Here is a 21,425-nt window from a genome sequence, read left to right on the forward strand (position 1 = left end):
GGTGGGTGGGTGGGGTCAGTGGAGGTCGGCGGCCACGAAGGACCAGAGTTCCAGGTCGACGCGGGCGCCCCGGACGAAACCCGCGTTGCGGAGCAGGCCCTCGTAGCTGAAGCCGGCCTTCTCGGCGACCCGCCGGGAGGCGACGTTGCCCGGCGCCACCCGAAGCTCCACCCGCTGGAAGCCGTGTTCCAGGATCAACGCGATCGCCACCGCGTCCACCGCCTCCACCGCCAGGCCGAAGCCCCGGGCGTGCGGCGCGAGCGCGTACGACACCTCGGTGAGCCGGGCGCCCCAGTCGGTGCGCCGGGTCCAGAGGCAGCCGACCACCCGCTGGTCCTCCCGCCGCACCACCGCCCAGTGGTCACCGTCGCCGCTGTCCCGCCGCTGCCGGGCCAGCTCGGTGCACCAGGCCCGCCCGTCGATCTGCCCGGCCGCCTCGGCCAGCGGCAGCCAACGCTGGGTCTGCCGGTCGGCGAACACCTCGTCCACCGCCTCCGCGTCCGCCGCGACCAGCCGGCGTACCTCGATCCGCGGGGTGGAGACGGTCAGCGCCGGGAACCGGCGTACCGCCACCTGACCGATCACGCCGGAGCCGCCACGGACGCCCGGGCGGCGGCCACCAGCCGCTCGGCGACACCGGGAAGCGCGGCCCAGTGCGGCACGAGCTGCGAGGCGTGCACCCCGTGGCGGACGAAGCCCTCAGGCGTGCCCCCGCCCCACTGCCAGGCCGGCCGGTCCCCGGCCCGCGGCGTGAGCACCGCCGCGTGCTGCTTGTGCCCGGTCACCGTCACGCCGGCCGACGCCACCACACTGCCGGTGACCGCGGTGGCCTCCCGGTAGCCGACCACCAGGCCGTCCCGGACCGTGCCGACCGCGTCGAGCACCCCGCACATGGGCAGACCGTCCAGCTCACGGGCCAGCCAGAGCAGGCCGGCCCCCTCGGCGACCACCGGCCGGCCGGAGCGGGCCAGCTCGGCCACCGCGATGCAGAGCCGCCGATTGGCGGAGAGCTGCTCCGCGTACGTCTCCGGAAGCGCGCCGCCGACGACCAGCGCGCGGGCCCCGGCGGGCAGCGCCTCGTCGCGCAGCGGATCGAGCGTGACCACCTCGGCACCGGCGGCGCGCAGCAGCTCGACGGTCTCCGGATGGCTGTAGCTGCCGGCCGGGCCACCGGCCAGCGCGACCACCGGCCGTTCCGCGGCGTCCGACGGCCCGTCCGCCGGGTCGGGCGACCAGGGCTCGACGGTGAGCGCGGGGGCGGAGCGGGCCAGCGTGAGCAGCCGGTCGAGGTCGACGGTGGCGGCCACCGCCTCACCGAGCCGGCGCACCCCGCGCTCGGCCTCGGCGTCGCCGCGCACCACCGGCGCGGCACCGTGCCGGCGGGCGGGCAGCACCGGGGGCAGCTCGTGCCGGCGCAGCGCGCCGTAGACCGGCACCCCGACGTCGTCCAGCGCCTCCCGCAGCAGCGTCTCGTGCCGGGGCGAGGCCACCCGGTTGAGGATCACGCCGCCCAACCAGAGCTGCTCGTCGTACGCCCGGAAGCCGTGCACCAGCGCGGCCACCGACTGACCCATCGCGGCCACGTCCACCACCAGCACCACCGGGCTGCGCAGCGCGGTGGCGACCGCGGCGGTGGACTCGCTCTCCGGCCGACCGGCGACCGAGTCGTAGAGCCCCATGGTGCCCTGCACCAGCGCGAACCCGGCCCCGGCCGCACCGTGCGCGAAGAGCGGGCCGACCCGCTCCGGGCCGACCAGCCGCGGATCCAGCGTGCGGCCCGGCCTGCCGGCGGCCAGCCCGAGGTACGCCGCGTCCACCTGGTCCGGGCCGACCTTGAACCCGGCCACCGCAAGCCCTCGGTCGGCGAGGGCCGCGAGCAGGCCGAGGGAGAGGGCACCGGTGCCGTGCCCCGAGGAGGGCGCGCTCAGCACGACGCGCGGCACGTCGGTCATTCTCGACTCCTGGATCCTCCGGGGTATTTCCGCCCGCGTGACCATACCCGTCCGGTCCGCTCCACGACGGCCGCCCGCCGCCCCGATCACCGCCGGCAACCGCGAGTGGCCCCGCTCATACGGGTAGCCTTGACCACCGTGTACCGGTTCCTGCTGACCCCGCGCTGGCTGAGCTACCTGGCGCTGACCCTGGTGGCCGCCGCGGTGATGGTGTTCCTGGGCAACTGGCAGCTGGACCGCTACCACGGGCGGACGGCGGTCAACGAGCGGATCGACGCCGGCGCCACCATGACGCCCGCGCCGCTGCGCAACGCGCTGCCCGCGCCGACCGGCGGCCCGGGCAGCGTTGGTCCGGCCCCGGCGGAGCGCCTCACCTGGAGCCGGGTCACCGCCACCGGCCGCTACGACACCGCCAACGTCGTCCTGATCCGCGGCCGTACCGTCGACAACACCGTCGGCTTCGAGGTGCTCACCCCGCTGGTGCTCGCCGACGGCACCGCAGTGCTCGTCGACCGCGGCTGGATCCCGCCCGTCCCGGGCGCCGGCGCGACCGTCCAGCCCTCGGTGCCGGTGGCGCCGGCCGGCGAGGTGACCGTCACCGGCCGGGTGGTCGGCAGCGAGAGCGGCGGCGGTGGGGTAGCCCGCCGCGACGGCAAGCTGGAGGCCCGCCGCATCGACATCTCCCGCCTGGCGAAGCAACTGCCCTACCCGGTCACCGGCGGTTACGTGCTGCTGGACGGCCAGACGCCGGCCGCCGACCCGGCGTTCCAGGCGGTGCCGATCGGGCACACCAACAACTGGCAGAACTTCGGCTACGTGTGGCAGTGGTGGATCTTCGCGGTGATGAGCCTGGTCGGCTACGGCTGGGTGGCCCGCCGGGAGGCCCGACGACGGGCCGGCCTGGACGGCCCGCGTGTGCCGGTGGACCGGGCCGCCGAACCGGCAGCCGCCGGGCCCGCCGCCCCCTGAGCCCGGGCCGGCCGGCTCAGCCGCTGACCCGGCCGGCGTGGATCGCCCGGACCGCGTCGATCGTGTCCGCCTCGGCGGCGGTCTTGTCGTCCCGGTAGCGCACCACGCGGGCGAAGCGCAGCGCCATCCCGCCCGGGTAGCGGCTGCTGGTCTGCACCCCGTCGAAGGCGATCTCGACCACCTGCTCCGGCCGCACCCGGACCACCCAGTCGCCCTTCTCCACAGCGAGCGCCAGGAACCGCTCGGTCTGCCAGCGCAGCAGCTCGTCGGTCAGCCCCTTGAACGTCTTGCCGAGCATGACGAACTCGCCGGTGCCCGGGTCGCGGGCGCCGAGGTGCAGGTTGGACAGCCAGCCTTGGCGCCGGCCGCTGCCCCACTCCACCGCCAGCACCACCAGGTCGAGCGTGTGCCGGGGCTTGACCTTGACCCAGGCCGCGCCGCGCCGCCCGGCGTCGTAGGGCGCGGCCGGGTCCTTGACCACCACCCCCTCCTGGCCGGCGTCAACCGCCGCGGCGAACGCCGCCGCGGCCTGCGCCGCGTCGTCCACCTCCACCCGACCGACCAGCAGCGCCGGGTCGACCGCGCGGGCCAGCGTCGCCCACCGCTCCCGCCCGGGCAGGTCGATCAGGTCGGCGCCGTCGAGGTGCAGCAGATCGAAGAAGTACGGCGTGAGCACCGGCTCGCCGGCACGCTCGGCGGCGGCGAGCACGGCCGGCGCGACCGGGGTGCGGCCGGTGGTGCTGGGCGTGGTGCGCCGGGCCGCGTGGCTCGACGTCTGCTGGAACGGCAGCGGCCGGCCGGCGGCGTCCAGCCCGATCGCCTCGCCGTCGAGCACCAGCTCCCGGGCGGGCAGCGCGCGGACGGCGGCCACCACCTCGGGCAGCCGGCCGGTGATCTCGTCGAGGCTGCGGGTGAACACCGCAATGTCCTGACCGGAACGGTGCACCTGGATGCGGAGGCCGTCGAGCTTGACGTCGACCACCGCCGGCGTGCCGGTGGCGGTGAGCGCCTCGTCGACCGAGGGCGCGCTCTGGGCCAGCATCGGCGCGAGCGGGCGGCCCACCTGGAGCCCGAACCCGGCCAGCGCGGCGGCCCCGCCGGTGAGCGCAGCGACCGCCACCGCCCGCAGGTCGCCGGCGAGCAGCAGGGCCCGGCGGACGACCGTGACCGGCACCTCGGCGGCCCGGGCCACCGCCTCGGCGAGCAGACCGGCCTGGGCACCCTGCCGCAGCTCCCCCCGGAACAGCCCGACCAGCAGGCGTTGCTCATCGGCGGTCGCGGCGGCGAAGAGCCGGCCGACCAGCTCCCGCCGCCGGGCCTGGGAGCCGGTGCCGCCGACCCGGGAGATCTCCTCGATCGCCGCGTCGACGCCGGACACGGTCAGCGTCGGGGCGGCGGCCGGTGGCGGCAGGTCACGCAGCCCCGCCCAACCGACGCCGGTCTGCCGTTGGCGCAGCTCACCGGCGAGATAGCCGGCGCCGGCCGCGATCTCGGCCGGATCGAGCCCGCGCAGCGCGGCGGCCAGCAGCTCCACCTTGGCCCGCCGACCACCGGTGGCACCGACCGCGGCCGAGGTGGCCGCCAGCTCCGCGAAACGCACGCCCACATCCTGCCAGTCACCTGTGACAGCGGGGCGCTTCCGGCGGCCCGGCCCACCGCATCGGGTGGGCCGGACCGACCGGATCGCCCCGCCGAGCCGATCGCACGGTTGCCGGACCGTGCGGATCGCACAGGCGGGCGGATCGCGGCCCCGGACCGCGCAGCCAAGGGGATCGTCGCCCGGATCGCGCAGCCAAGCGATCGCCGGGCGGATCGCGCCAGGCGGGCGGATCGCGCCAGGCGGGCGGATCGCGCCAGGCGGGCGGATCGCGCCAGGCGGGGGCGGGAGGGTCAGGCCGAGACCGGCTCCTCCACGCGCAGGCCGCGCCCGCGCACGCCGTCGGCGACCCGGGTGAGCAGCGCGTCGAGCGTGACCAGCGTGGCGGAGAGCTCACCGAGCTGTTCCTTGAGCGTGGCCTCGGGCCACGCGGAGACGTCGACGTCCCCCAGAGCACGGACGGCGGCCTGGAGCCGCGCCATCTCTTCGTTCGTACGCATGTTCGAAAGGCTATAACACCCGGCCCGCCGACACACCGCAAACTCCGACATCCATCCCGAAGTTACGGTTTCGACACCGGACCCGGCGCGACCGGGCGATGAGACGGTGTCGAAGGCGATATACCGCAGAGGCATAATTATGACCGCCAGGCATATCGCTTCCGACCGCATCGCCTCCCCCTCCCGTTACCCAACGTGACGGAGCCGGAGCCGTGACCGAGCCGGGAGCCGCGACCGAGCCGGGCGCCCCGACCGAGCCGGGCGCCCCGACCGAGCCGGGCGCCCCGACCGAGCCGGGCGCCCCGACCGAGCCGGGCGCCCCGACCGCCCCGGCCGCCCGGACGACACCGGGCCGCATGTCGACGCCCGCCGGTCAGGCGCGGCCCGCCTCGGCCACCTTGGCCAGCAGCAGCGCCTCGGCCAGGCAGACCCGGGCGAACTCGCCCAGGTGCAGGCTCTCGTTCGGGCCGTGCGCCCGGGCGTGCGGGTCCTCCACGCCGGTCACCAGGATCGCCGCCTGCGGGAACATCTCCTGGAACGTGGCGATGAACGGAATCGAGCCACCCACCCCGATGTCGACCGGGTCGGTGCCGTCCCAGGCGCCCCGGAACGCGGCCCGCGCCGCGTCGAACATCGGCCCGCTGGCGTCGATCACGCACGGCGCGCCGTCGTGCTCGAACGTCACCGTCACCTGCGCGCCCCACGGCGCGTTCCGCTCCAGGTGCGCGGTCAGCGCGGCGTACGCCTTCTTCGGGTCGTCGCCCGGCGCCAGCCGTACGCTCAGCTTCGCCTTCGCGGCCGGGACCAGCGCGTTCGGTGCCTCGCCGGTGGCCGGCGCGTCGATGCCGAGGATCGCCAGCGCCGGCTTCGTCCAGAGCCGGTCGGTGATCCGGCCGGTGCCGAACAACCGCGCGCCGTCGACCAGGCCGACCTCCGCGCGGAACCGGTCCTCCGGGTAGTCGACGACGGCGCCCTCGCGGCCGGCCAGGCCGTCCACCGCGACGTCGCCGGTGTCGTCGTGCAGCGTGCCGAGCAGCTTCACCAGCGCGGTCAGCGCGTCCGGCACGGCACCGCCGAACATGCCGCTGTGCACCGCGTGGTCGAGCGTGCGCACCTCCACGAAGCAGTTGACGATGCCGCGCAGCGAGGTGGTCAGCGCCGGCACACCGACGTCCCAGTTGGTGGAGTCGGCGATCACGATGACGTCCGAGGCGAGGTCGTCCCGGTGCTCGGCGAGCAGCCGCTCCAACGAGTCCGAGCCGTACTCCTCCTCGCCCTCGATGAAGAGCACCACGCCCACCGGGAGCCGGTCGCCGAACGCGCGCAGCGCGGCCACGTGCGCCATGATGCCGGCCTTGTCATCGGCGGCGCCCCGACCGTAGAGGCGGCCGTCGCGCTCCACCGGCTCGAACGGGTCGGACTCCCACAACGACAGGTCCCCGACCGGCTGCACGTCGTGGTGGGCGTAGAGCAGCACGGTGGGCGCGCCGGGCGGGGCCGCCTTGGTCCCGATCACCGCCGGCTGGCCGCCGGAGCGGACGATCCGGGTGTCGAGGCCGCAGCCGCGCAGCAGCTCCGCCACCGCCTCGGCGGAGCGCTCCACGTGCGAGTGGTCGAAGCCCTCGAAGGCGATGCCCGGAATGCGGACGAGTCGCTCCAGGTCGGCACGGACACCGGGCAGTTCCCGCTCGACGGCGGCCCGCACGTCGGACTCGGAGATGATCGGAGTGGTCATGACCGGAATCGTATGCCGGCCTTACCCGGCCACGCCCTCCCAGCCCGGTCGCCGGCCGAACCGCACGAAGTAACGGTCCGCGTCGTGCGGCAGGTCGGGCGCACCGTTCACCACCAGGTCCACCGCCGCGGCGGTGCCGTCGGCGGTGAAGTGCGCCCGCTCCCCGGCGTGCCAGCGCCGCAGCTCCGGCAGCACCTGGACGCCGTCGCGGGCCAGCGCCCGGGCCAGCCGCAGCTCGGCCGGCGCGGTCACCAGCACCGACAGCGTCGACTCGGGGCGCACCGCGGCACGCGCCGCGCTCACCCCCTCGAGGATCAGCACCGGCCCGGCCGGCACCGGCACCACCCGGTCCAGGAAGCGACGGCGGACCCAGCTGTACCGGCGGTGGCCGCCCGCCCGCCCGGCCCGTACCGGGCCGAGCACCCACTCCTCCAGGCGGGTCCAGAACGTGAGCTGGTCGTCCCAGCCGTCGAGCAGGTCGTCGGTGCGGACCAGCGGCGGCCGGACGCCGCCCGCAGCCGCCGCGAACGCGTCCGCGAGGCGCGTCGCGAACACGCTCTTGCCCGCGCCGCTCGGCCCGTCGACCGCCACCAGCCGGGTACGCCCCAACCGCGCCGGCTCGGCCAGCACCCGGCGGGCCAACCCGGCGTACGCCTCGACCACCTCGACGTTCACCCGACCGACGCTAACGTTTCCCCCGTCCGCTGGATCCTGCGACCCGGCGGGCCGTTTCACCGGGCGGCGCGGCGGCTCGGTGGGCATGATCTGGGGGTGCTCCATGACGTGATGTGTCCGGGCGTCGACGCCCTCCTGGAACAGGCCCGCGCCGGTCTCCGCCGGCTCACCCCGCACGAGACCGTCGAGGCGGTCCGCAACGGGGCGCTGCTGATCGACACCCGCACCGAGACGCAACGTCGCGAGGAGGGGGAGCTGCCCGGCGCGATCGTCATCGACCGCACGGTGCTGGAATGGCGGCTCGACCCGGCCAGCGCGTGGCGCATCCCGGAGGCCACCGGGTACGACCGCGAGATCGTGGTCGTGTGCCGCCAGGGCTACAGCTCCAGCCTGGCCGCCGCCAGCCTCCAGACGCTCGGGCTGCGTCAGGCGACCGACATGATCGGCGGCGTGCACGGCTGGCGGGAGGCCGGGCTGCCGATGTCCGACCGCCCGGCCGACGTACGCGTCTGAGCCACCCCGCCGCCCGTTCGCGGCGGCCGGCCTGCCGTCGTGGTCGCCCATTCGCAGCGGCCGGCTGCCGTCGTGGTTGCCCGGTCAAGGGCGGCCGGTGCCGGCGGCCCGACGCGGCGGTTCAGTCGGGTGCGCCGGGTGGCACGAACGGCAGGCCCGCCGGCGGGCCGGACTCGATCAGCCGCCACAGCGCGCCGGTGTCCAGGTGCTCCTCCACCAGGTCGCCGAGCAGATCCAGGGTCCGTTCCCGGGCCGCCGCGAACGACGTGTCCGGGGCGACCTTGAAGCCGGTCCGGCCGGCCACGCCGGCGACCTCGGCGAGGAACCGGCGACGGAACGCGTCGGATTCGAACGCGCCGTGCCAGTGCGTGCCGTACACCGCGCCGAGCCGGGCGCCCTCGCCGGTGCCGTCGGCGTAGCGCAGCAGCGGCGGCAGGCCCGGGTCGGCGGCGGAGACCCGACCGTGGTGGATCTCGTATCCGTCCACCGGCACGTCGGTGTCGCCGGCCGCCGTGCCCTCGGCCCGGCGGACGGTCTTGCGCCTGTCGAACGTCACCTCGACCGGCAGCAGGCCGAGGCCGGGGACGCTGCCCCGACGACTCTCCACCGGGTCGTGGATCGCCCGGCCGAGCATCTGGAACCCGCCGCAGATGCCGAGCAGCGGGCGGCCGGCGGCGGCGTGCCCGAGGACCGCGTCGGCCAGGCCGGTCTCCCGCAGCCAGGCCAGGTCGGCGACCGTCGACTTCGAGCCGGGCAGCACCACCAGGTCCGCGGCGGCCAGCTCGGCCGGTTCGACGGTCAGCCGCACCCGGACCCCGGGCTCGGTGGCGAGCGCCTCCACGTCGGTGGCGTTGCTGACCCGGGGCAGCCGGACCACTGCCACGTCGAGCCACTCGGTGCCGCGCGGCGCCGCCGGCCGCCCGAGCACCCGCCCGTACGCGAGCGAGTCCTCCGCGTCCAGCCACAGGTCCAGCGCCCAGGGCAGCACCCCGTACGTGGGACGGCCGGTGACCCGGTGCAGCATGTCCAGCCCGGGGCGGAGGAGCCCGAGATCGCCCCGGAACTTGTTGATCACGAAGCCGGCGACGAGCGCCTGGTCGGCGGCGTCGAGCAGCGCCACGGTGCCGAACATCGAGGCGAACACGCCACCGCGGTCGATGTCACCGACCACGATCGCCGGGAGGTCGGCCTGCCGGGCCAGCCCCATGTTGACGTAGTCGCCGGCCCGCAGGTTGATCTCCGCCGGGCTGCCCGCGCCCTCGCAGATCACCACGTCGTACTCGGCGCGCAGCTCGGCCAGCGCCGCGTACGCGGTGGCGGCGAGCCGGGGGCGCAGCGCGTGGTAGTTGCCGGCGGTGACCGTGTCGACCGCCTCCCCGAGCAGCACCACCTGACTGGCGAGATCGCTGCCCGGCTTGAGCAGCACCGGATTGAAACGCAGGTCGGGGGCGAGCCCGGCGGCGGCGGCCTGCATCGCCTGCGCCCGGCCCAGCTCGCCGCCCCGGCCGTCCGGACCGACCACCACCGCCGAGTTGTTGGACATGTTCTGCGCCTTGAACGGGGCGACCCGGACACCCCGGCGGCGCAGCCAGCGACAGATGCCGGCGGTGAGCACGCTCTTGCCGGCGTCGGAGGTGGTGCCGGCGACCAGCAGCCCGCCGCTCACCGCCCACTCCCCCGGCCGGCGACCGATCCTGCCGACGAGGCCCCGGCCACGGCCACCGCCCGGGAGCCGGCCACCGTGCGCAGCGCGGCCCGGCCGGCGGCGCCGACCAGCCGGCCCACCGTCACCGGGTAGAGCGCGGCCAGGCCGAGCGCGGCCAACCCCACCGCGCCGGAGACCCGGGCGGCCCGCTTCAGGTGGCGCGCCTCCGGTCGAGGCCCGTCACCGAGGAACGGCCGCGTCTCCGAGCGACCGAAGTACACGTTGCGCCCGCCCAGCCGGACGCCGAGCGCGCCGGCCATCGCCGCCTCGCACTGCCCGGCGTTCGGGCTCGGATGGTCGGCCCGGTCCCGCCGCCACACGTGCCACGCGGCGGCGCGGTTCCCGTGCGCCACCGGCGCGACGGCGACGGTGAGTAGCCCGGTCAGCCGGGACGGCACCAGGTTGACCAGGTCGTCCAGCCGGGCGGCCGGCGTGCCGAAGCGGGCGTACCGGGGCGAGCGGTGGCCGACCATGGCGTCGAGCGTGTTCGCCGCCCGGTAGCCGAGCAGGCCGGGAAGCCCCGCGACCGCACCCCAGACCAGCGGCGCGACCACCGCGTCGGAGGTGTTCTCGGCGACCGACTCGACGGTGGCCCGGGCCAGCTCCGGTTCGTCGAGCGTCGCCGGGTCCCGTCCGCAGAGATGACCGAGGCGGGCCCGCGCGGCGGGCAGGTCGGCCCGGCGCAGCGCCCGCGCCATCACCCGGGACTCGTGCCGCAACGTCCGCCCGCCGAGCACCGTCCAGGTGCCGGCGGCCACCAGCGCGGCCCGTGCCACCGGATGCCGTCGCGTGACGCGCGCGGCGGCGGCCCCGAGCAGCACCGGCGCGCCCACCGCGAGCGCGGTGAACACGACACCGGCCGCACGGTCCGGGCGGTAGACCCGCCGCTCCAGCGCACCGGCGGCGCGGCCGAAGCCGGCCACCGGATGCCACCGGCGCGGGTCGCCGAGCAGCGCGTCGAGCGCGTAGCCCGCCACCAACCCGGTCGCGTTCGCCATGGCGGTCGCCTGCCGCACCCGTCACCACCTCCGGCCGGCCAGCCTAGCCGTACCTGCGGTTCGGAGCGGTCCGTGCCGCGGGGTGGCAGCGCCAACGCCGCCACCCCGCACCCCCGTTGCCCGGCTGGCCGCTCAGGCAGGCACCGGCGTACGCCGCCGGCCGCGACGGCCCGGGGCAGCCCCGCCGCCGGACGCCGCGCCGGCCGACGCCGCACCGCTCGACCCGTCCTCGGTCGGCAGCTCGACCTCGGTCGGCAGCTCGATCTCGGCCAACTCGTCGTCCTCGGCCGGGGCCGGCCCGTCCCCCTCCTCGGCGGCCAGTTCGTCGTCCTCGCCCACCCCCGGTCCACCGAGCCGGGTGTCCCGGCCGCCGGTCGGGCCACCGCCCGGCCGCGTTCCGCCGCCGGCCCCCGGACCGGCGGGCGGGTCGTCGAACGGGTCGAGTTCGATCACCCGGTCCAGCGTGCCGGTGAGGCCGACCCGGGCCGGCCTGAACTCGGGCGGCGGGAAGTCGTCGTCGAGCGGCCGGTCGTCGAACCTGGCCGGCGCCTGCTCGTCGGGCACCGGTTCGGTCGCCTCGCCGTGCACCCGCTGCTCCGCCTCGGCGTCCTCGACCGAGCTGGTGGCCGCGCGCGGCTGGTTACGCAGGAAGCGCGACCGGCCCCGGGACAGGTCGTGCCCGACCGCGACCGCCTCCAGCTCATAGAGCGTGCGGTGGTTGCCGGCCTCGTCAGTCCAGTCCCGGGTGTAGAGGCGGCCGGCGACGATCACCGGATCACCCACCGCCACCGAGGCGGCCACGCCCTCGGCCAGGCGTCGCCAGCAGTTGACGCGGACCCGCAGGCTGTTGCCGTCGACCCAGCGGCCGCTGTCCCGGTCGAGCCGGCGGGCGGTCGAGGCGACCTTGAAGTTGGCCACCAGCGTTCCGCTCTGCGTGGTCCGCCGCCACTCCGGCGCGGTCAGCACGTTGCCAACGATCGTGACGTAGGTATCGAACATCGCCCCTCCCAGGGATCGGCTTGTCCGGGGAAGCGTGGGCCGGGACGACCCGCCCCGGCCACCCGCCGGCTCCCGCCTGTGGATGACGGACCGCCTTGTGGACAACCGCCTGATCAAGGTCCCGATCTGCTAGGCCGATGGCCTCTACGGCGTCGACCTGCGGGGACACATGATCGGAAAGTGACCGGCGTGGGGCGTTCCGGAAACCAGCCGGCTGGGTAAGTAATGATCAACCGAGAGAAAGGGAGCGCCGATGCTTCTCCGAGACGTCAGCGAGGCAGCGCGATGAGCGCCGTGGCGAACCCCGCGACCGTGGCCGAGTGCCTGCGGGTCGGCGCCGGGTTCTCCCAGGGTGACCGCAACTGGATCGCCGAGCAGTTCGGGACGCTTGACGCCCGACTCGCCAGCTTCCACGCCGACGCCACCGAGCTGGAGGTGTCGGTCAAGGACCGCGAGGCCCGGGGCCAGAAGGTGACGCTGGAGTGCTGGGTCGCCGGCCGGCAGAAGATCGTGACCACCTCGACCGAGGAGGACCTGCACGCCGCGCTCAACGACGTCCGGGACGATCTGCGCCGCAAGCTCAACGACGCGAAGACCCGGCAGGAGCCGCGCAGCAACAAGCACCTGCGCCCGACGGAGCAGCCCGCGGCCGTCCCGCTCCAGGTGGGCGAGCGCGAGGACGCCGAGACCGCCTGATTCCGGTACGCCCGCCCGCACGGTGCCGGCGGGCGGGCCACCACCGTTTCCGGTTAGGAGGGGGCCCCGCTTAACAGGTCGTTGTTAAGCGGGGCCCCCGCCTCTACCAAATGCGTTAAGCGGGGCCCCCTCCTTGCACCCCTACCGTCGGGTAGCTCGGCGGCGTACCGTCGCGGTCGTGGAACCGGACGTGCTGGGGGCGCCCTACGAGCGGCGCACCATCGAGTTGGGCACCGACGACGAGGGGCCGGTGGTCGCGACCCTGGTCCGCCGGCGGGCCGACCGGCCGACCGGCCGCGCCGTGCTCTACGTGCACGGCTTCGTCGACTACTTCTTCCAGACCCACGTGGCCGACTTCTTCGCCGAGCGCGGCTGGGACTTCTACGCCCTCGACCTGCGGAAGTACGGCCGCAGCCTGCTGCCGCACCAGACCCCGAACTTCTGCCGCGACCTGAGCGACTACTTCCCCGAGCTGGACGCCGCCGCGGAGATCATCCGCGCCGAGGAGGGGCACGAGACCCTGCTGGCCATGGGCCACTCCACCGGCGGGCTGGTCATCTCGCTCTGGGCGGACGCCCGCCGCGACGCCGGCCTGGTCGACGGCATCGTGCTGAACAGTCCCTTCTTCGACATCAACGCCCCCTGGGTGGTCCGTCGACCCCTCGCGGCCGCCGTCTCCCGCCTGGGCCGTCGGGCGCCGCAGCGCATCCTGCCGTTCGGGCTCGGCACCGTGTACGGCGAGAGCCTGCACGCCGACCACCGTGGCGAGTGGCGCTACGACCTGGAGTGGAAGCCGCTCGCCGGGTTCCCGGTCCGGGCCGGCTGGCTCAACGCGATCCGCACCGGCCAGCGCCGGCTGCGCGCCGGCCTGAACATTCCGGTGCCGGTGCTGCTGGCCTGTTCCACCCGCACCTTCCGAGGCACGAAGTGGCACGACAGCGCCACCGGGGCCGACGCGGTGCTCGACGTGGAGCACATGGTCCGCTGGGCGCCCCGGCTCGGCCGGCACGTCACCCTGGCCCGCTTCGACGGCGGGCTGCACGACCTCACGCTGTCCAGTCCCGCCGTACGCGAAAAGGTCTTCGCCGAGGTCGGACGCTGGGCGGAGGGCTTCCTCCGGGTGGGCCCGACCGAGCCGGAGGCCGCGCCACCGCCCCCGCGCAGGCCGGCCGACGAACCGGCCGGCGCCACCGCCGAGGGCTGAACCGGCGGCCGACCCGCCTCCGGTCGCCGGCTCGGCGCGGGCCGACCCTCCGGTCGCCGGCTCGGCGCGGGCCCGGCCGTGCCGGTCAGCCGTCGACGACCTCGACGAGCGCGGACCGGATCCGGTCGAACGTGGCGACCGGGTGCCCACCGTCGCGGACCGGCAGCAGCACGCCCAGGCAGTGCGGCACCGGCTCGCCCTCCGGCCCGGCCTCGACGGCGAAGACGGGCGCGCCGACGTACCCGGCCGGCAGCTCGGTGGTCACCCGCACCGAGTCGTCGTGCCGGGCGACCCGCTCGGCCACCGCCTCCAGCGGCCGTGACCCGTCCTCGGCGACGCCCAGGGCCAGCACGAACGCCGAGCCGGGCGTCGCGCCGATCCGGGCCACCGCGTCGGCCGGCGCGGCGATCGCCTCGGTGACCTGCTGGGTACGCCAGCGCCAGCCCCGGTCGTCGGCGTAGCCGTGCAGCCCGCCGGTCGGCATCGCGGCCAGCCCCAGCTCCGGCAGGTGCAGCCAGTGGTCGGCGAAGCCGGCCAGCTCGATCGGCTCGTCCGCGCCCTCCGCCGGCTCGGTGACGCTGGGCCGCAGCCCGATCTCCCCGTACGCCCGGTCGGTGAGCGCGTCGGCGGTGAGCAGCCACTCGTGTGCGATCTCCCCGTCGTCTGTCGCGCCGACCAGCTCGCTGTAGAAGAACGCGGTACCGACCGTGCCGGCCGGAGCCCCCGGTCCTGTCGCCCCGGAGACGGGCAGGATGGCCCGTCCGAGGTGCTGGCACAGCGCGAAGATGATCTCGTTTTCGGTGTCCTGGTCGAGCAGCATCCGCCGAGGGTACGGATCGAGACGCGGTCGCCGGGCCGGGACCCGCCGGAACGGGGATGCCGGTCCGGGCACCGGCGTGGCACGCTGGGCGGCGACGTGGACGTGCCGACCCGTACCCCCGGGCGGGCCGGGGCCGGCGGTACCCTCTTGGCGCGACAATCGTCGACGCGCGCCCGTAGCTCAGCGGATAGAGCAGGGGACTTCTAATCCCAAGGCCGCAGGTTCGAATCCTGCCGGGCGCACATATATCTGTCAGGAAAAACGACCCTAGCCTCTGATCTTCGAGCCGCCCCGGACCCACCTCGGCCCCACCGCGTCACCCATGGCTAGCCGTACGCCGAGCCTGCGTCGCCCGTCGCTGCGGGGTGGCCGGTACCTCGGCGGGGCGGCAATCTTGGCGAACGTTCGGGATGGCAGCCGACCGCGTCGGCTTGCGGGGCGGGGCGCTGTATCTGTAGCCCGACCGGCCGCACGAAGATCGACCGACGAACCACCGCATCGCCTTTGGCGTTCAGCTCGTACACGTCGAGCCAGCACCACCCGTCATAGGTGGTCCAGTCGAGCACCCGAATGACTCGACACATGATCGGCTTGACGAACTGCACGCTGGCCGCGCGGTTCACATGCACTAGGTCGCCGGCCTTCGGAATCTGCGGGCTCATCGGGGATCACCGGCCAGTCGCCAGGCCAGCAACCGCGCATGCGCCGCCGCGTAGCGCGGATACCAGCCGTCCGAGTAGCAACGGTGGCAGGGCTTCACGTGATGGTCATCGACCACGAACCAGGCCACCTCGACCAGGAACGGCACTTGGCGGACCTCGATCACGACTCACCGCCGGGCCAGTGCCCACGGTTGATCGGGATGCGGTGGCGGGCTCGGCAGGGCAGTTCCCCGCCGCAGCGGCACACTGTGCGCCAGCGCTTCCAACTCCAGACCGGTCGGTGCCGACGAGCCAGCGTCAGCGCGGTAGCCAACAGGTAGCCGTCATAGCGGATCCGGTTCATCAGAACTCCCGGCGGTCAGGCCACGGTGGACCGTCAGGGCGACGGGATCCACGCCGCCCTGACGGGGCTGGCCTTCGTCTGCCGAACCAAGGGCAGCCACGAAGCAATCTACGTCACTATCTGACGTAGGTAAAGCCACAGCGCGTGATTCTCTTGCATCACTTGCTGACGATGGTTGGTACGTGGTCAGATGGCAGGGCCGAACCAAGGGAACGAAGCCATGCCCTCTGCACCTGCTGAATATCGACGCATTGCCGACGAACTGACCACGAAGATCAAGAGCGGCGAGCTCGCGCCGGGGACGAAGCTTCCCAGCACGAGCGAGCTTGCCGACCAGTTCGGCGTCAGCGTGGCCACGGCGTACCGTGCCGTCTCACTCCTGCACGACCGGGACTTGGTCGTGGGGCAGCCCGGGCGCGGGGTCTATGTCGCAGGAGAGAAGTAGACTCCCGTCCATGCGCCCTGCTGTCGCCATCGAGGAACTGACGAAGCTCAAGGCGGAGGCCGAAGCTGCTGATCTCTTCCGTCAGCGCGAGAGCTTGGAGTCGTGGAAGCATCGGGTGCGCCTGATCTTTGTCCGCGCGCTTGGCAACGACAACCACATAGTGGAGAGCTTCGACAAGATCAGGTACTCGCCGACCGCGATATTCGGTGGGATGCCCCGGTCTGCCTACGAGGACTCTCGACGCAGCGGAGTCCTAGGTGTAATGGGCCTGATGGACGCAGCCATCTACGAGCTCCAGTTCGGTGGCGATGAGCCAGTAGATGAGCACGCGTACGACCCAGACCTATGGGCGCACGTCAGGGGTCTAGTCGAGGATGAGGAGTGGGGCAAGGTCGCCAGCCAAACGGCGATCTTTGTTGAGAACCACGTCCGGACGTGGGCAGGGAACCCGCAGGACCGGAACGACAACAACCTCGTCGGCAAGGCTCTCTACCTGAAGGTGTTCGACGACGCCAGTGACTACCGGCTCGGCCGACAGGCTAGTGAGCGGGAGGGCTGGCGGTACCTCGGGATGGGCTTCGCCCAGGCGCTCAGCAACGTCGACCGGCATCGGATTCAGACCCGGGATGACGCCAAGCGGTACGCCCTCGGCGTACTCGGCCTCGGGAGCCTACTGCTGACCCAACTCAGGTACGAGCACGGAGACATCCTCAAGACCGAGTAGCCGGACGCAGCGGTCAGGGCCGCCTATCCATGGGTGGCGGCCCCGATAACTGCGGTTCGCGCCTGAGCAGCATCGGGCGATGTCGCACGGGCTAGCTCATCTGCACGATGCTTGCACTCTGTTTGGATTGGATCGGAGACCGGAGCATGAGTCCGCGACCTGGCGGCGAGACTGACAAGTTCGGCAACCGCTACGAAGGCGCTTGGACAGTACGGCATGTCCTGCGGGTTCTATCGGGGGCTGGAATGTCTATCACAGTCGAAGATATCGACGAGTTCGCGGAAGGCGCGGAGTTTACTTTTAGCGATGGCAGGTCGATACAAGTCCACCAGGTGAAGCGTCAGAACCGTAACGCGAACAGCTGGACTCCCAAGTCATTGCAGGAAAAGGGCATCTGGGAAAACGCTCGCAAACATGTCAGTGCTGGTCGCAGGTTCCACTTCGTCTCTATAGTTCCTGCACGCCCAATTCAAGAGCTGGCTGACAGGGCTCGACGCTCGTCTGACCTGGATTCATTTACGAAGAACTTTCTAAGTGACGAGCTGAAAGAATCTTTCGATCAGCTTGCCTCTACTGATATCTTCGGATCGCCCGAGGCGGCGTGGACTATTCTTCGGGGCTTTTGGATCGAGTGGCATGATGAGCGAAGCCTCAACGACATAAACGCCGTAATCGCTGACATGCTTCTGGAAGGTGCGGCAGGTCGACTGGCTGCAGTTGGCCTAGGTGACCTTGTTCAGCAAAATCTCGGAGTCCGACTAGATGCTGCCACTATTGAGACAGGCTTGTCTGAGTACGGACTACAGCGGGCCCAACAAGTGCGAACGGCGACTATAGTCGAACGTGCCACTGCCATCACGGCGGGTTGGATCGCCGGGATTGAACGCGAACTCATCAAGCCGATTATTCCCCGGAGTGAGGCGGCTAGGCTTGTAGAACTATTGGAGGGCGAGGACCAGCTACTACTCCTTACAGGCGACGCAGGTTACGGCAAGAGTGCCGTCCTTCACGAGTTGGCCGGTGAGCTCACCACCAAGGATGTGGCAGTTCTTGGCTTCCGCCTCGATCGTCTTGAGGCCTTCTCATCAACGGCCGAACTCGGTGAGAAGCTTGGGCTGGCAGTCTCGCCGGTGACCGCGCTCTCGGTCGTGGCGGGCCAACGCCCGTCCGTACTCGTAATAGATCAGCTTGACGCCGTCAGTCTCGCCTCGGGGCGGATGCCGCGCAGCTTTGACGCTATTGCAAACACGATTAGAGAGGCTGCCGCTTTCCCGACGATGCGGATCGTGCTCGCGTGTCGAAAGTTTGACGTTGAGAATGACCACCGTATTCGGGAACTTGTTACTGGCGAACGGTCAGTACGAGTAGAGCTAGACATGCTCTCCGAGCCGCAAGTTGCAGATGCGGTCCGCACGATGGGCCTTGATCCAGCTTCTCTCGGCCAACGACAAGTAGATCTACTCCGATCACCGCTGCACCTCGTGCTATTGCAGAGTATTGCCGACCAATCCGGAGCCCTGTCCTTTCAAACTCCAAACAGCCTGTTCGATGCTTTCTGGGATCGCAAAGTGATTGCCTGTTTGCAGCGTCGTGAAGGCACGCGCTTCGCGCAGGTCGCTAGAACGGTTGCGAGCGCGATGAGTGCGCGGCAACGACTTTGGATAGATGTCTCGACCCTAGACCATGACGATCTAGCTGTTGATGCCGGTGTGCTGGTGTCGGAACGTGTTTTGGTTAGGGACGGCCAGCGAATCGCCTTCTTCCATGAGGCGTTTTTCGGGTACGTCTTTACTCGTGCGTGGATTAGTCAACGGCAAAGCATCGTCGAGTTCCTCCTCGCTGGGGAGCAGGAACTATTCCGGCGATCTCAAGTTCGTCAGATTCTTAGTCATCTCAGGGCATCAGATCCCGAAAGGTTCGTAGAAGAGGTTGAGGGCCTGCTTACGCATAAGCATGTGAGATTCCACATCAAAGAAGTGGTGCTCGGCATAGTTCGCTCGCTTTCGGATCCGTCCAGTGCTGACTGGGACATGATGAACCGAGTCCTTGACGCCAACCCGCCATTCGAAAGTCGAGTGTGGTTGTCCCTGCGCACCTTGCCTTGGTTCAATCGCCTTGACGCCGAGGGAATGTTCGAGGAATGGCTCGCTAGTGGCGATGAGCCAGTCCAGGACAACGCGCTGCATGTGGCGCTCGGTGGGATGAAGGAAAGGCCAGAGCGAATGGCGGAACTTCTCGCGCCATACGCGGGACGTGAAAGGTACGCCAACTGGCTGCTCTGGACTGTACGTTTTGCAAACGTTCACGAAAGCCGCCCACTTTTTGACCTGCTCCTCGATGCCATCCGTACTGGCAAGCTACAAGATTATGGCCACGACCTCTGGATGTTTACCTACGACCTGGCGGAGCATCAGCCTGCATGGGCGGCGGAACTGCTTGTCGCGCACCTAGCTCTGCGGCCGAATGCTTTGGCTGTAGATGAGTCCGGAAAGGTAGGACTTCTCCTTGACCGCGACGATGCGCTGATCAGATTAACGACAGGGGCGGCGAAGGGTGCTCCGCGAGTTTTCTGTGAGTTAATCATACCCTATTTGCTGTCCGTGATGCGTCTCACGGAACGGCCGTGGGCAGAGCATCTCCTTGCGGATGCGCATTTCGGCTATCGAATTCCTCAGGACAGCTTCCATGAGCTAGAGGATTCCGTGCTATTTGGTGCGGCCAGCGCTCTTCGAAGCTTCGCCGGTAGTGACCCAGCGGCTGCCCAGCCGTTGCTGGAAAAGCTCGCAGCAGACCAGCATGAGGCGGCACAGTGGCTATTGTATGAAGGTCTGAGAGGTGGGGCGGCTGAACACTATGCGAATTGGGCGGGCAATCTTCTTCTAGAGGGTTCTACCCGTTTCCTAAGCGGCTATATGTCTAATGGTGTCTGGACAACCCGCCAACTCATAGAGGCTATTGCTTCTCACTTGTCCCCCGAACTGTTTAGCCGTTTGGAGAGGGAAGTGCTCGCTCTCCGGTTCTCGTGGGAGAGGAGGAACCCCGGTTGGTACGCTTTTTGTCTCCTGTCAGCCATGGGTGAGTCCAAGTTGTCACTTTTCGGTCGGCGGCGACTGGGTGAACTCAGGCGTCTCACGGGAATGGATGTGCCAGAGGAGCCGGCGCCGATCGTTGTTCGTCACGTCGACCCGCCTATTGCGCCCGAGTCCGCCCAGTACATGTCTGACGATGACTGGGTGCGTGCCATGGCGAGACATAACTCGGATAGGGAGAGCTTTACGACATTTCGAGGCGGTTCCCGCGAGCTATCGCATGTTTTGCAGGGCGAGGTGGAGAAGGACCCTGTGCGATTCGCAAGACTTGCCTTGCGGCTTGATGACTCGATTAATCCTGATTATACCGAGGCGATCCTGATGGGCCTGGGTGAGGGTGATCCTCTTTCAGATCCTAGTCCAGTTTTTGTAGCTATACGTCACATTGCTTCGCTTCGCCTTGGGCAGAACGACCGATGGCTCGGCTGGCCTCTTCGGAAGAACTACCTTAAGAGCGATGTTCCCGCTGACATCATTTCAATGCTCATTGAACGGTGCATAAGTTCAGAAGACCCTGTCACAGACAGATGGCCAGGCCATGAGTTGGGTGAACGGGAATCGCTTGACGGTCTAATCATGTCCGAGGGCATGAATACGGCAAGGGGTAGCCTCGCCCTCACCTTGGGGTATCTCCTTATTTGCGATTCAGACGGGAGCCGTACTGCGATGGTGGCACCAGTCCTGGATCGACTGGCACGGGACCCCTCTGTGGCAGTTCGAGCTTGCATCGCCCAGGTGATTGCGGGCTGCTTAATGCACGCACGACCTCAAGCCGTCGAGGCCTTTAATCTGTTGGTCCTGTGCGACGATCGGTTGCTAGTCGTTGAGACGGTAACTCGACTTGTTAGGTATATCGGCAACGCCGACCATGCGATCGTAATGCCACTTGTGCCGCGCATGCTAGCTGCGGAGGCTGCAGAAGTGCGGCAATGCGGCGGCGCCCTGGCGGCTCTCGCTTCGGTGCAGTGGGGACAGGAAGACCTTCTTCCCGCTGTTGTTTCGGGCCAAGATGCCGCAGCTCGGACAGGTGCGGCCATGGTGTGCGCTCATTTGCTTCCTGTCGCTACGAATTCGGCCGTGGCAGAAGGTACTCTTATCCAGCTGATGAACGATCGAGACAAGGGTGTTCGTGAGGCGGCGGCGGAGGTCGCAGGCGTCCTTCGCAATGAACGCCTGCGTCGCTTCACTCGCATACTAACCGCCCTAATCTCCTCGGAGGCGTACACCGCAGCCGTTCCGCAACTCTTAATAACGCTGGAGCATGCGCCCGATCGCGTTGATTCTCTTGTAATTTCCTGCGCTCGCCGCTTCACCGAAGTTTACGGTACAGACATTGGGGATATTTCGACGGCTGCCGCTGGGGATGTGCAGGAGGTGGGGCAGCTTGTATTCAGAGCATACGCGCAGGCAACTTCACAGGGCCAGCGACGCGAAGCCCTCAACCTGATCGATCAGTTGCTAGCCCTCAACGCTTATGGAATGGTCGAGTTGGTTGATGCCGCGGAACGTTAGGTGTGCTTTGTTGCTGGCCTTCTTTGGCGAGTAGCTGTCCTGATCAGCCTCCGCGCCTCCCAGTCCGGGTTCGCAAGACCCTGGATCAGGTGCACCCCCACCACCGCAGGCGTGGGCCTGTCGTGCCGAGCGAAACGATCACTCCCACCCCGTACAGCACCTAACTCGAAAATCGACCGTGACTTGACGTGCGGCAGCATCCCGCGTCGCGAAGCGGCGCGGGATGGGTCTTGTGGGGTGGTGCGTTAGGCGGCGAGGTCGAGGGTGACGCGGTAGCCGAGGGCTTC

19 protein-coding genes, 1 tRNA gene and 1 pseudogene are annotated in these 21,425 nt (G+C 70.5%); 8 read left to right on the forward strand and 13 right to left on the reverse strand.

Annotated elements, in window-relative coordinates; genetic code table 11:
• Nucleotides 1-15: 15 nt before the first annotated feature.
• Both C8054_RS30800 and C8054_RS30805 read right to left on the reverse strand, forming a co-directional pair.
• Nucleotides 16-585 carry a GNAT family N-acetyltransferase gene (locus tag C8054_RS30800; RefSeq protein ID WP_107162677.1) on the reverse strand — a complete coding sequence of 190 codons (570 nt, stop codon included), beginning with the start codon at nucleotides 583-585 and terminating at the stop codon, nucleotides 16-18.
• Nucleotides 582-1,952, reverse strand: coding sequence for a cobyrinate a,c-diamide synthase (locus tag C8054_RS30805; protein ID WP_107162678.1), 1,371 nt, complete (start codon nucleotides 1,950-1,952; stop codon nucleotides 582-584). Before C8054_RS30805 ends, C8054_RS30800 begins: the two co-directional genes overlap by 4 nt.
• Nucleotides 1,953-2,090: 138 nt before the next feature.
• Between C8054_RS30805 and C8054_RS30810 the strand changes: the two genes are divergently transcribed.
• A complete protein-coding gene (locus C8054_RS30810; RefSeq protein WP_107162689.1) occupies nucleotides 2,091-2,921 on the forward strand; it encodes an SURF1 family protein in 831 nt (276 codons plus the stop codon).
• A 16-nt stretch (nucleotides 2,922-2,937) separates the two neighbouring features.
• Here C8054_RS30810 and C8054_RS30815 read toward each other — a convergent pair whose 3' ends face one another.
• The 4 genes from C8054_RS30815 to C8054_RS30830 all read right to left on the reverse strand — a co-directional run bounded on the left by C8054_RS30815 (nucleotide 2,938) and on the right by C8054_RS30830 (nucleotide 7,428).
• On the reverse strand, nucleotides 2,938-4,521 hold the full coding sequence (locus tag C8054_RS30815; protein WP_107162679.1) for an ATP-dependent DNA ligase: 1,584 nt from the start codon (nucleotides 4,519-4,521) through the stop codon (nucleotides 2,938-2,940).
• A gap of 290 nt (nucleotides 4,522-4,811) precedes the next feature.
• A complete protein-coding gene (locus C8054_RS30820; RefSeq protein ID WP_107162680.1) occupies nucleotides 4,812-5,018 on the reverse strand; it encodes a hypothetical protein in 207 nt (68 codons plus the stop codon).
• A gap of 373 nt (nucleotides 5,019-5,391) precedes the next feature.
• Nucleotides 5,392-6,753 (reverse strand): dipeptidase, encoded by a 1,362-nt coding sequence (locus tag C8054_RS30825; RefSeq protein ID WP_107162681.1) that lies wholly within the window; start codon nucleotides 6,751-6,753, stop codon nucleotides 5,392-5,394.
• A gap of 21 nt (nucleotides 6,754-6,774) precedes the next feature.
• A complete protein-coding gene (locus tag C8054_RS30830) occupies nucleotides 6,775-7,428 on the reverse strand; it encodes a uridine kinase (protein WP_233220251.1) in 654 nt (217 codons plus the stop codon).
• 111 nt (nucleotides 7,429-7,539) lie between these two features.
• Here C8054_RS30830 and C8054_RS30835 point away from each other — a divergent pair, with 111 nt between their 5' ends.
• Nucleotides 7,540-7,941, forward strand: a complete 402-nt coding sequence (locus C8054_RS30835) for a rhodanese-like domain-containing protein (RefSeq protein WP_107162682.1) — start codon at nucleotides 7,540-7,542, stop codon at nucleotides 7,939-7,941.
• Here the strand turns inward: C8054_RS30835 and C8054_RS30840 are convergent.
• The 3 genes and pseudogenes from C8054_RS30840 to ssb form a co-directional block, all read right to left on the reverse strand.
• A pseudogene (locus tag C8054_RS30840) lies at nucleotides 7,861-9,607 on the reverse strand (cobyric acid synthase); the annotation flags it as partial. The gene C8054_RS30835 and the pseudogene C8054_RS30840 sit on opposite strands and share 81 nt — an antisense overlap.
• Nucleotides 9,604-10,644 (reverse strand): cobalamin biosynthesis protein, encoded by a 1,041-nt coding sequence (locus tag C8054_RS30845; protein WP_233220254.1) that lies wholly within the window; start codon nucleotides 10,642-10,644, stop codon nucleotides 9,604-9,606. The gene C8054_RS30845 and the pseudogene C8054_RS30840, both read right to left, overlap by 4 nt.
• Nucleotides 10,645-10,776: 132 nt before the next feature.
• Nucleotides 10,777-11,643, reverse strand: coding sequence for a single-stranded DNA-binding protein (gene ssb, locus C8054_RS30850; RefSeq protein ID WP_107162684.1), 867 nt, complete (start codon nucleotides 11,641-11,643; stop codon nucleotides 10,777-10,779).
• A gap of 285 nt (nucleotides 11,644-11,928) precedes the next feature.
• Here ssb and C8054_RS30855 point away from each other — a divergent pair, with 285 nt between their 5' ends.
• Nucleotides 11,929-12,339, forward strand: a complete 411-nt coding sequence (locus C8054_RS30855) for an HPF/RaiA family ribosome-associated protein (RefSeq protein WP_107162685.1) — start codon at nucleotides 11,929-11,931, stop codon at nucleotides 12,337-12,339.
• Nucleotides 12,340-12,517: 178 nt separating this feature from the next.
• Nucleotides 12,518-13,543, forward strand: coding sequence for an alpha/beta hydrolase (locus C8054_RS30860; protein WP_199199990.1), 1,026 nt, complete (start codon nucleotides 12,518-12,520; stop codon nucleotides 13,541-13,543).
• An 85-nt stretch (nucleotides 13,544-13,628) separates the two neighbouring features.
• On the opposite strand, the gene C8054_RS30865 is transcribed toward C8054_RS30860, so the two are convergent.
• Nucleotides 13,629-14,363: a hypothetical protein gene (locus tag C8054_RS30865; RefSeq protein WP_107162686.1), complete on the reverse strand. Its 735-nt coding sequence runs from the start codon at nucleotides 14,361-14,363 to the stop codon at nucleotides 13,629-13,631.
• Between the two features lie 169 nt (nucleotides 14,364-14,532).
• On the opposite strand from C8054_RS30865, the gene C8054_RS30870 reads away from it, so the two are divergent.
• A tRNA-Arg gene (locus tag C8054_RS30870) sits at nucleotides 14,533-14,605 on the forward strand.
• A gap of 84 nt (nucleotides 14,606-14,689) precedes the next feature.
• On the opposite strand, the gene C8054_RS30875 is transcribed toward C8054_RS30870, so the two are convergent.
• The 3 genes from C8054_RS30875 to C8054_RS30880 are packed head-to-tail and all read right to left on the reverse strand — an operon-like array spanning nucleotide 14,690 to nucleotide 15,368.
• Nucleotides 14,690-15,025: a hypothetical protein gene (locus C8054_RS30875; RefSeq protein WP_233220252.1), complete on the reverse strand. Its 336-nt coding sequence runs from the start codon at nucleotides 15,023-15,025 to the stop codon at nucleotides 14,690-14,692.
• Nucleotides 15,022-15,171 (reverse strand): hypothetical protein, encoded by a 150-nt coding sequence (locus tag C8054_RS32165; RefSeq protein WP_158273910.1) that lies wholly within the window; start codon nucleotides 15,169-15,171, stop codon nucleotides 15,022-15,024. Before C8054_RS32165 ends, C8054_RS30875 begins: the two co-directional genes overlap by 4 nt.
• Nucleotides 15,172-15,185: 14 nt before the next feature.
• On the reverse strand, nucleotides 15,186-15,368 hold the full coding sequence (locus tag C8054_RS30880; protein WP_107162687.1) for a hypothetical protein: 183 nt from the start codon (nucleotides 15,366-15,368) through the stop codon (nucleotides 15,186-15,188).
• A 220-nt stretch (nucleotides 15,369-15,588) separates the two neighbouring features.
• On the opposite strand from C8054_RS30880, the gene C8054_RS30885 reads away from it, so the two are divergent.
• The 3 genes from C8054_RS30885 to C8054_RS30895 all read left to right on the forward strand — a co-directional run bounded on the left by C8054_RS30885 (nucleotide 15,589) and on the right by C8054_RS30895 (nucleotide 21,138).
• The gene (locus tag C8054_RS30885; RefSeq protein WP_107162688.1) at nucleotides 15,589-15,813 is read left to right on the forward strand and encodes a winged helix-turn-helix domain-containing protein; all 225 of its coding nucleotides are present in this window, start codon (nucleotides 15,589-15,591) and stop codon (nucleotides 15,811-15,813) included.
• Nucleotides 15,814-15,823: 10 nt separating this feature from the next.
• Nucleotides 15,824-16,537 (forward strand): TIGR02391 family protein, encoded by a 714-nt coding sequence (locus C8054_RS30890; protein ID WP_199199991.1) that lies wholly within the window; start codon nucleotides 15,824-15,826, stop codon nucleotides 16,535-16,537.
• A 245-nt stretch (nucleotides 16,538-16,782) separates the two neighbouring features.
• Nucleotides 16,783-21,138, forward strand: coding sequence for a hypothetical protein (locus tag C8054_RS30895; protein WP_233220253.1), 4,356 nt, complete (start codon nucleotides 16,783-16,785; stop codon nucleotides 21,136-21,138).
• Nucleotides 21,139-21,425: the final 287 nt, after the last annotated feature.

This window comes from Micromonospora sp. RP3T (genome assembly GCF_003027925.1).
Classification (GTDB): domain Bacteria; phylum Actinomycetota; class Actinomycetes; order Mycobacteriales; family Micromonosporaceae; genus Micromonospora.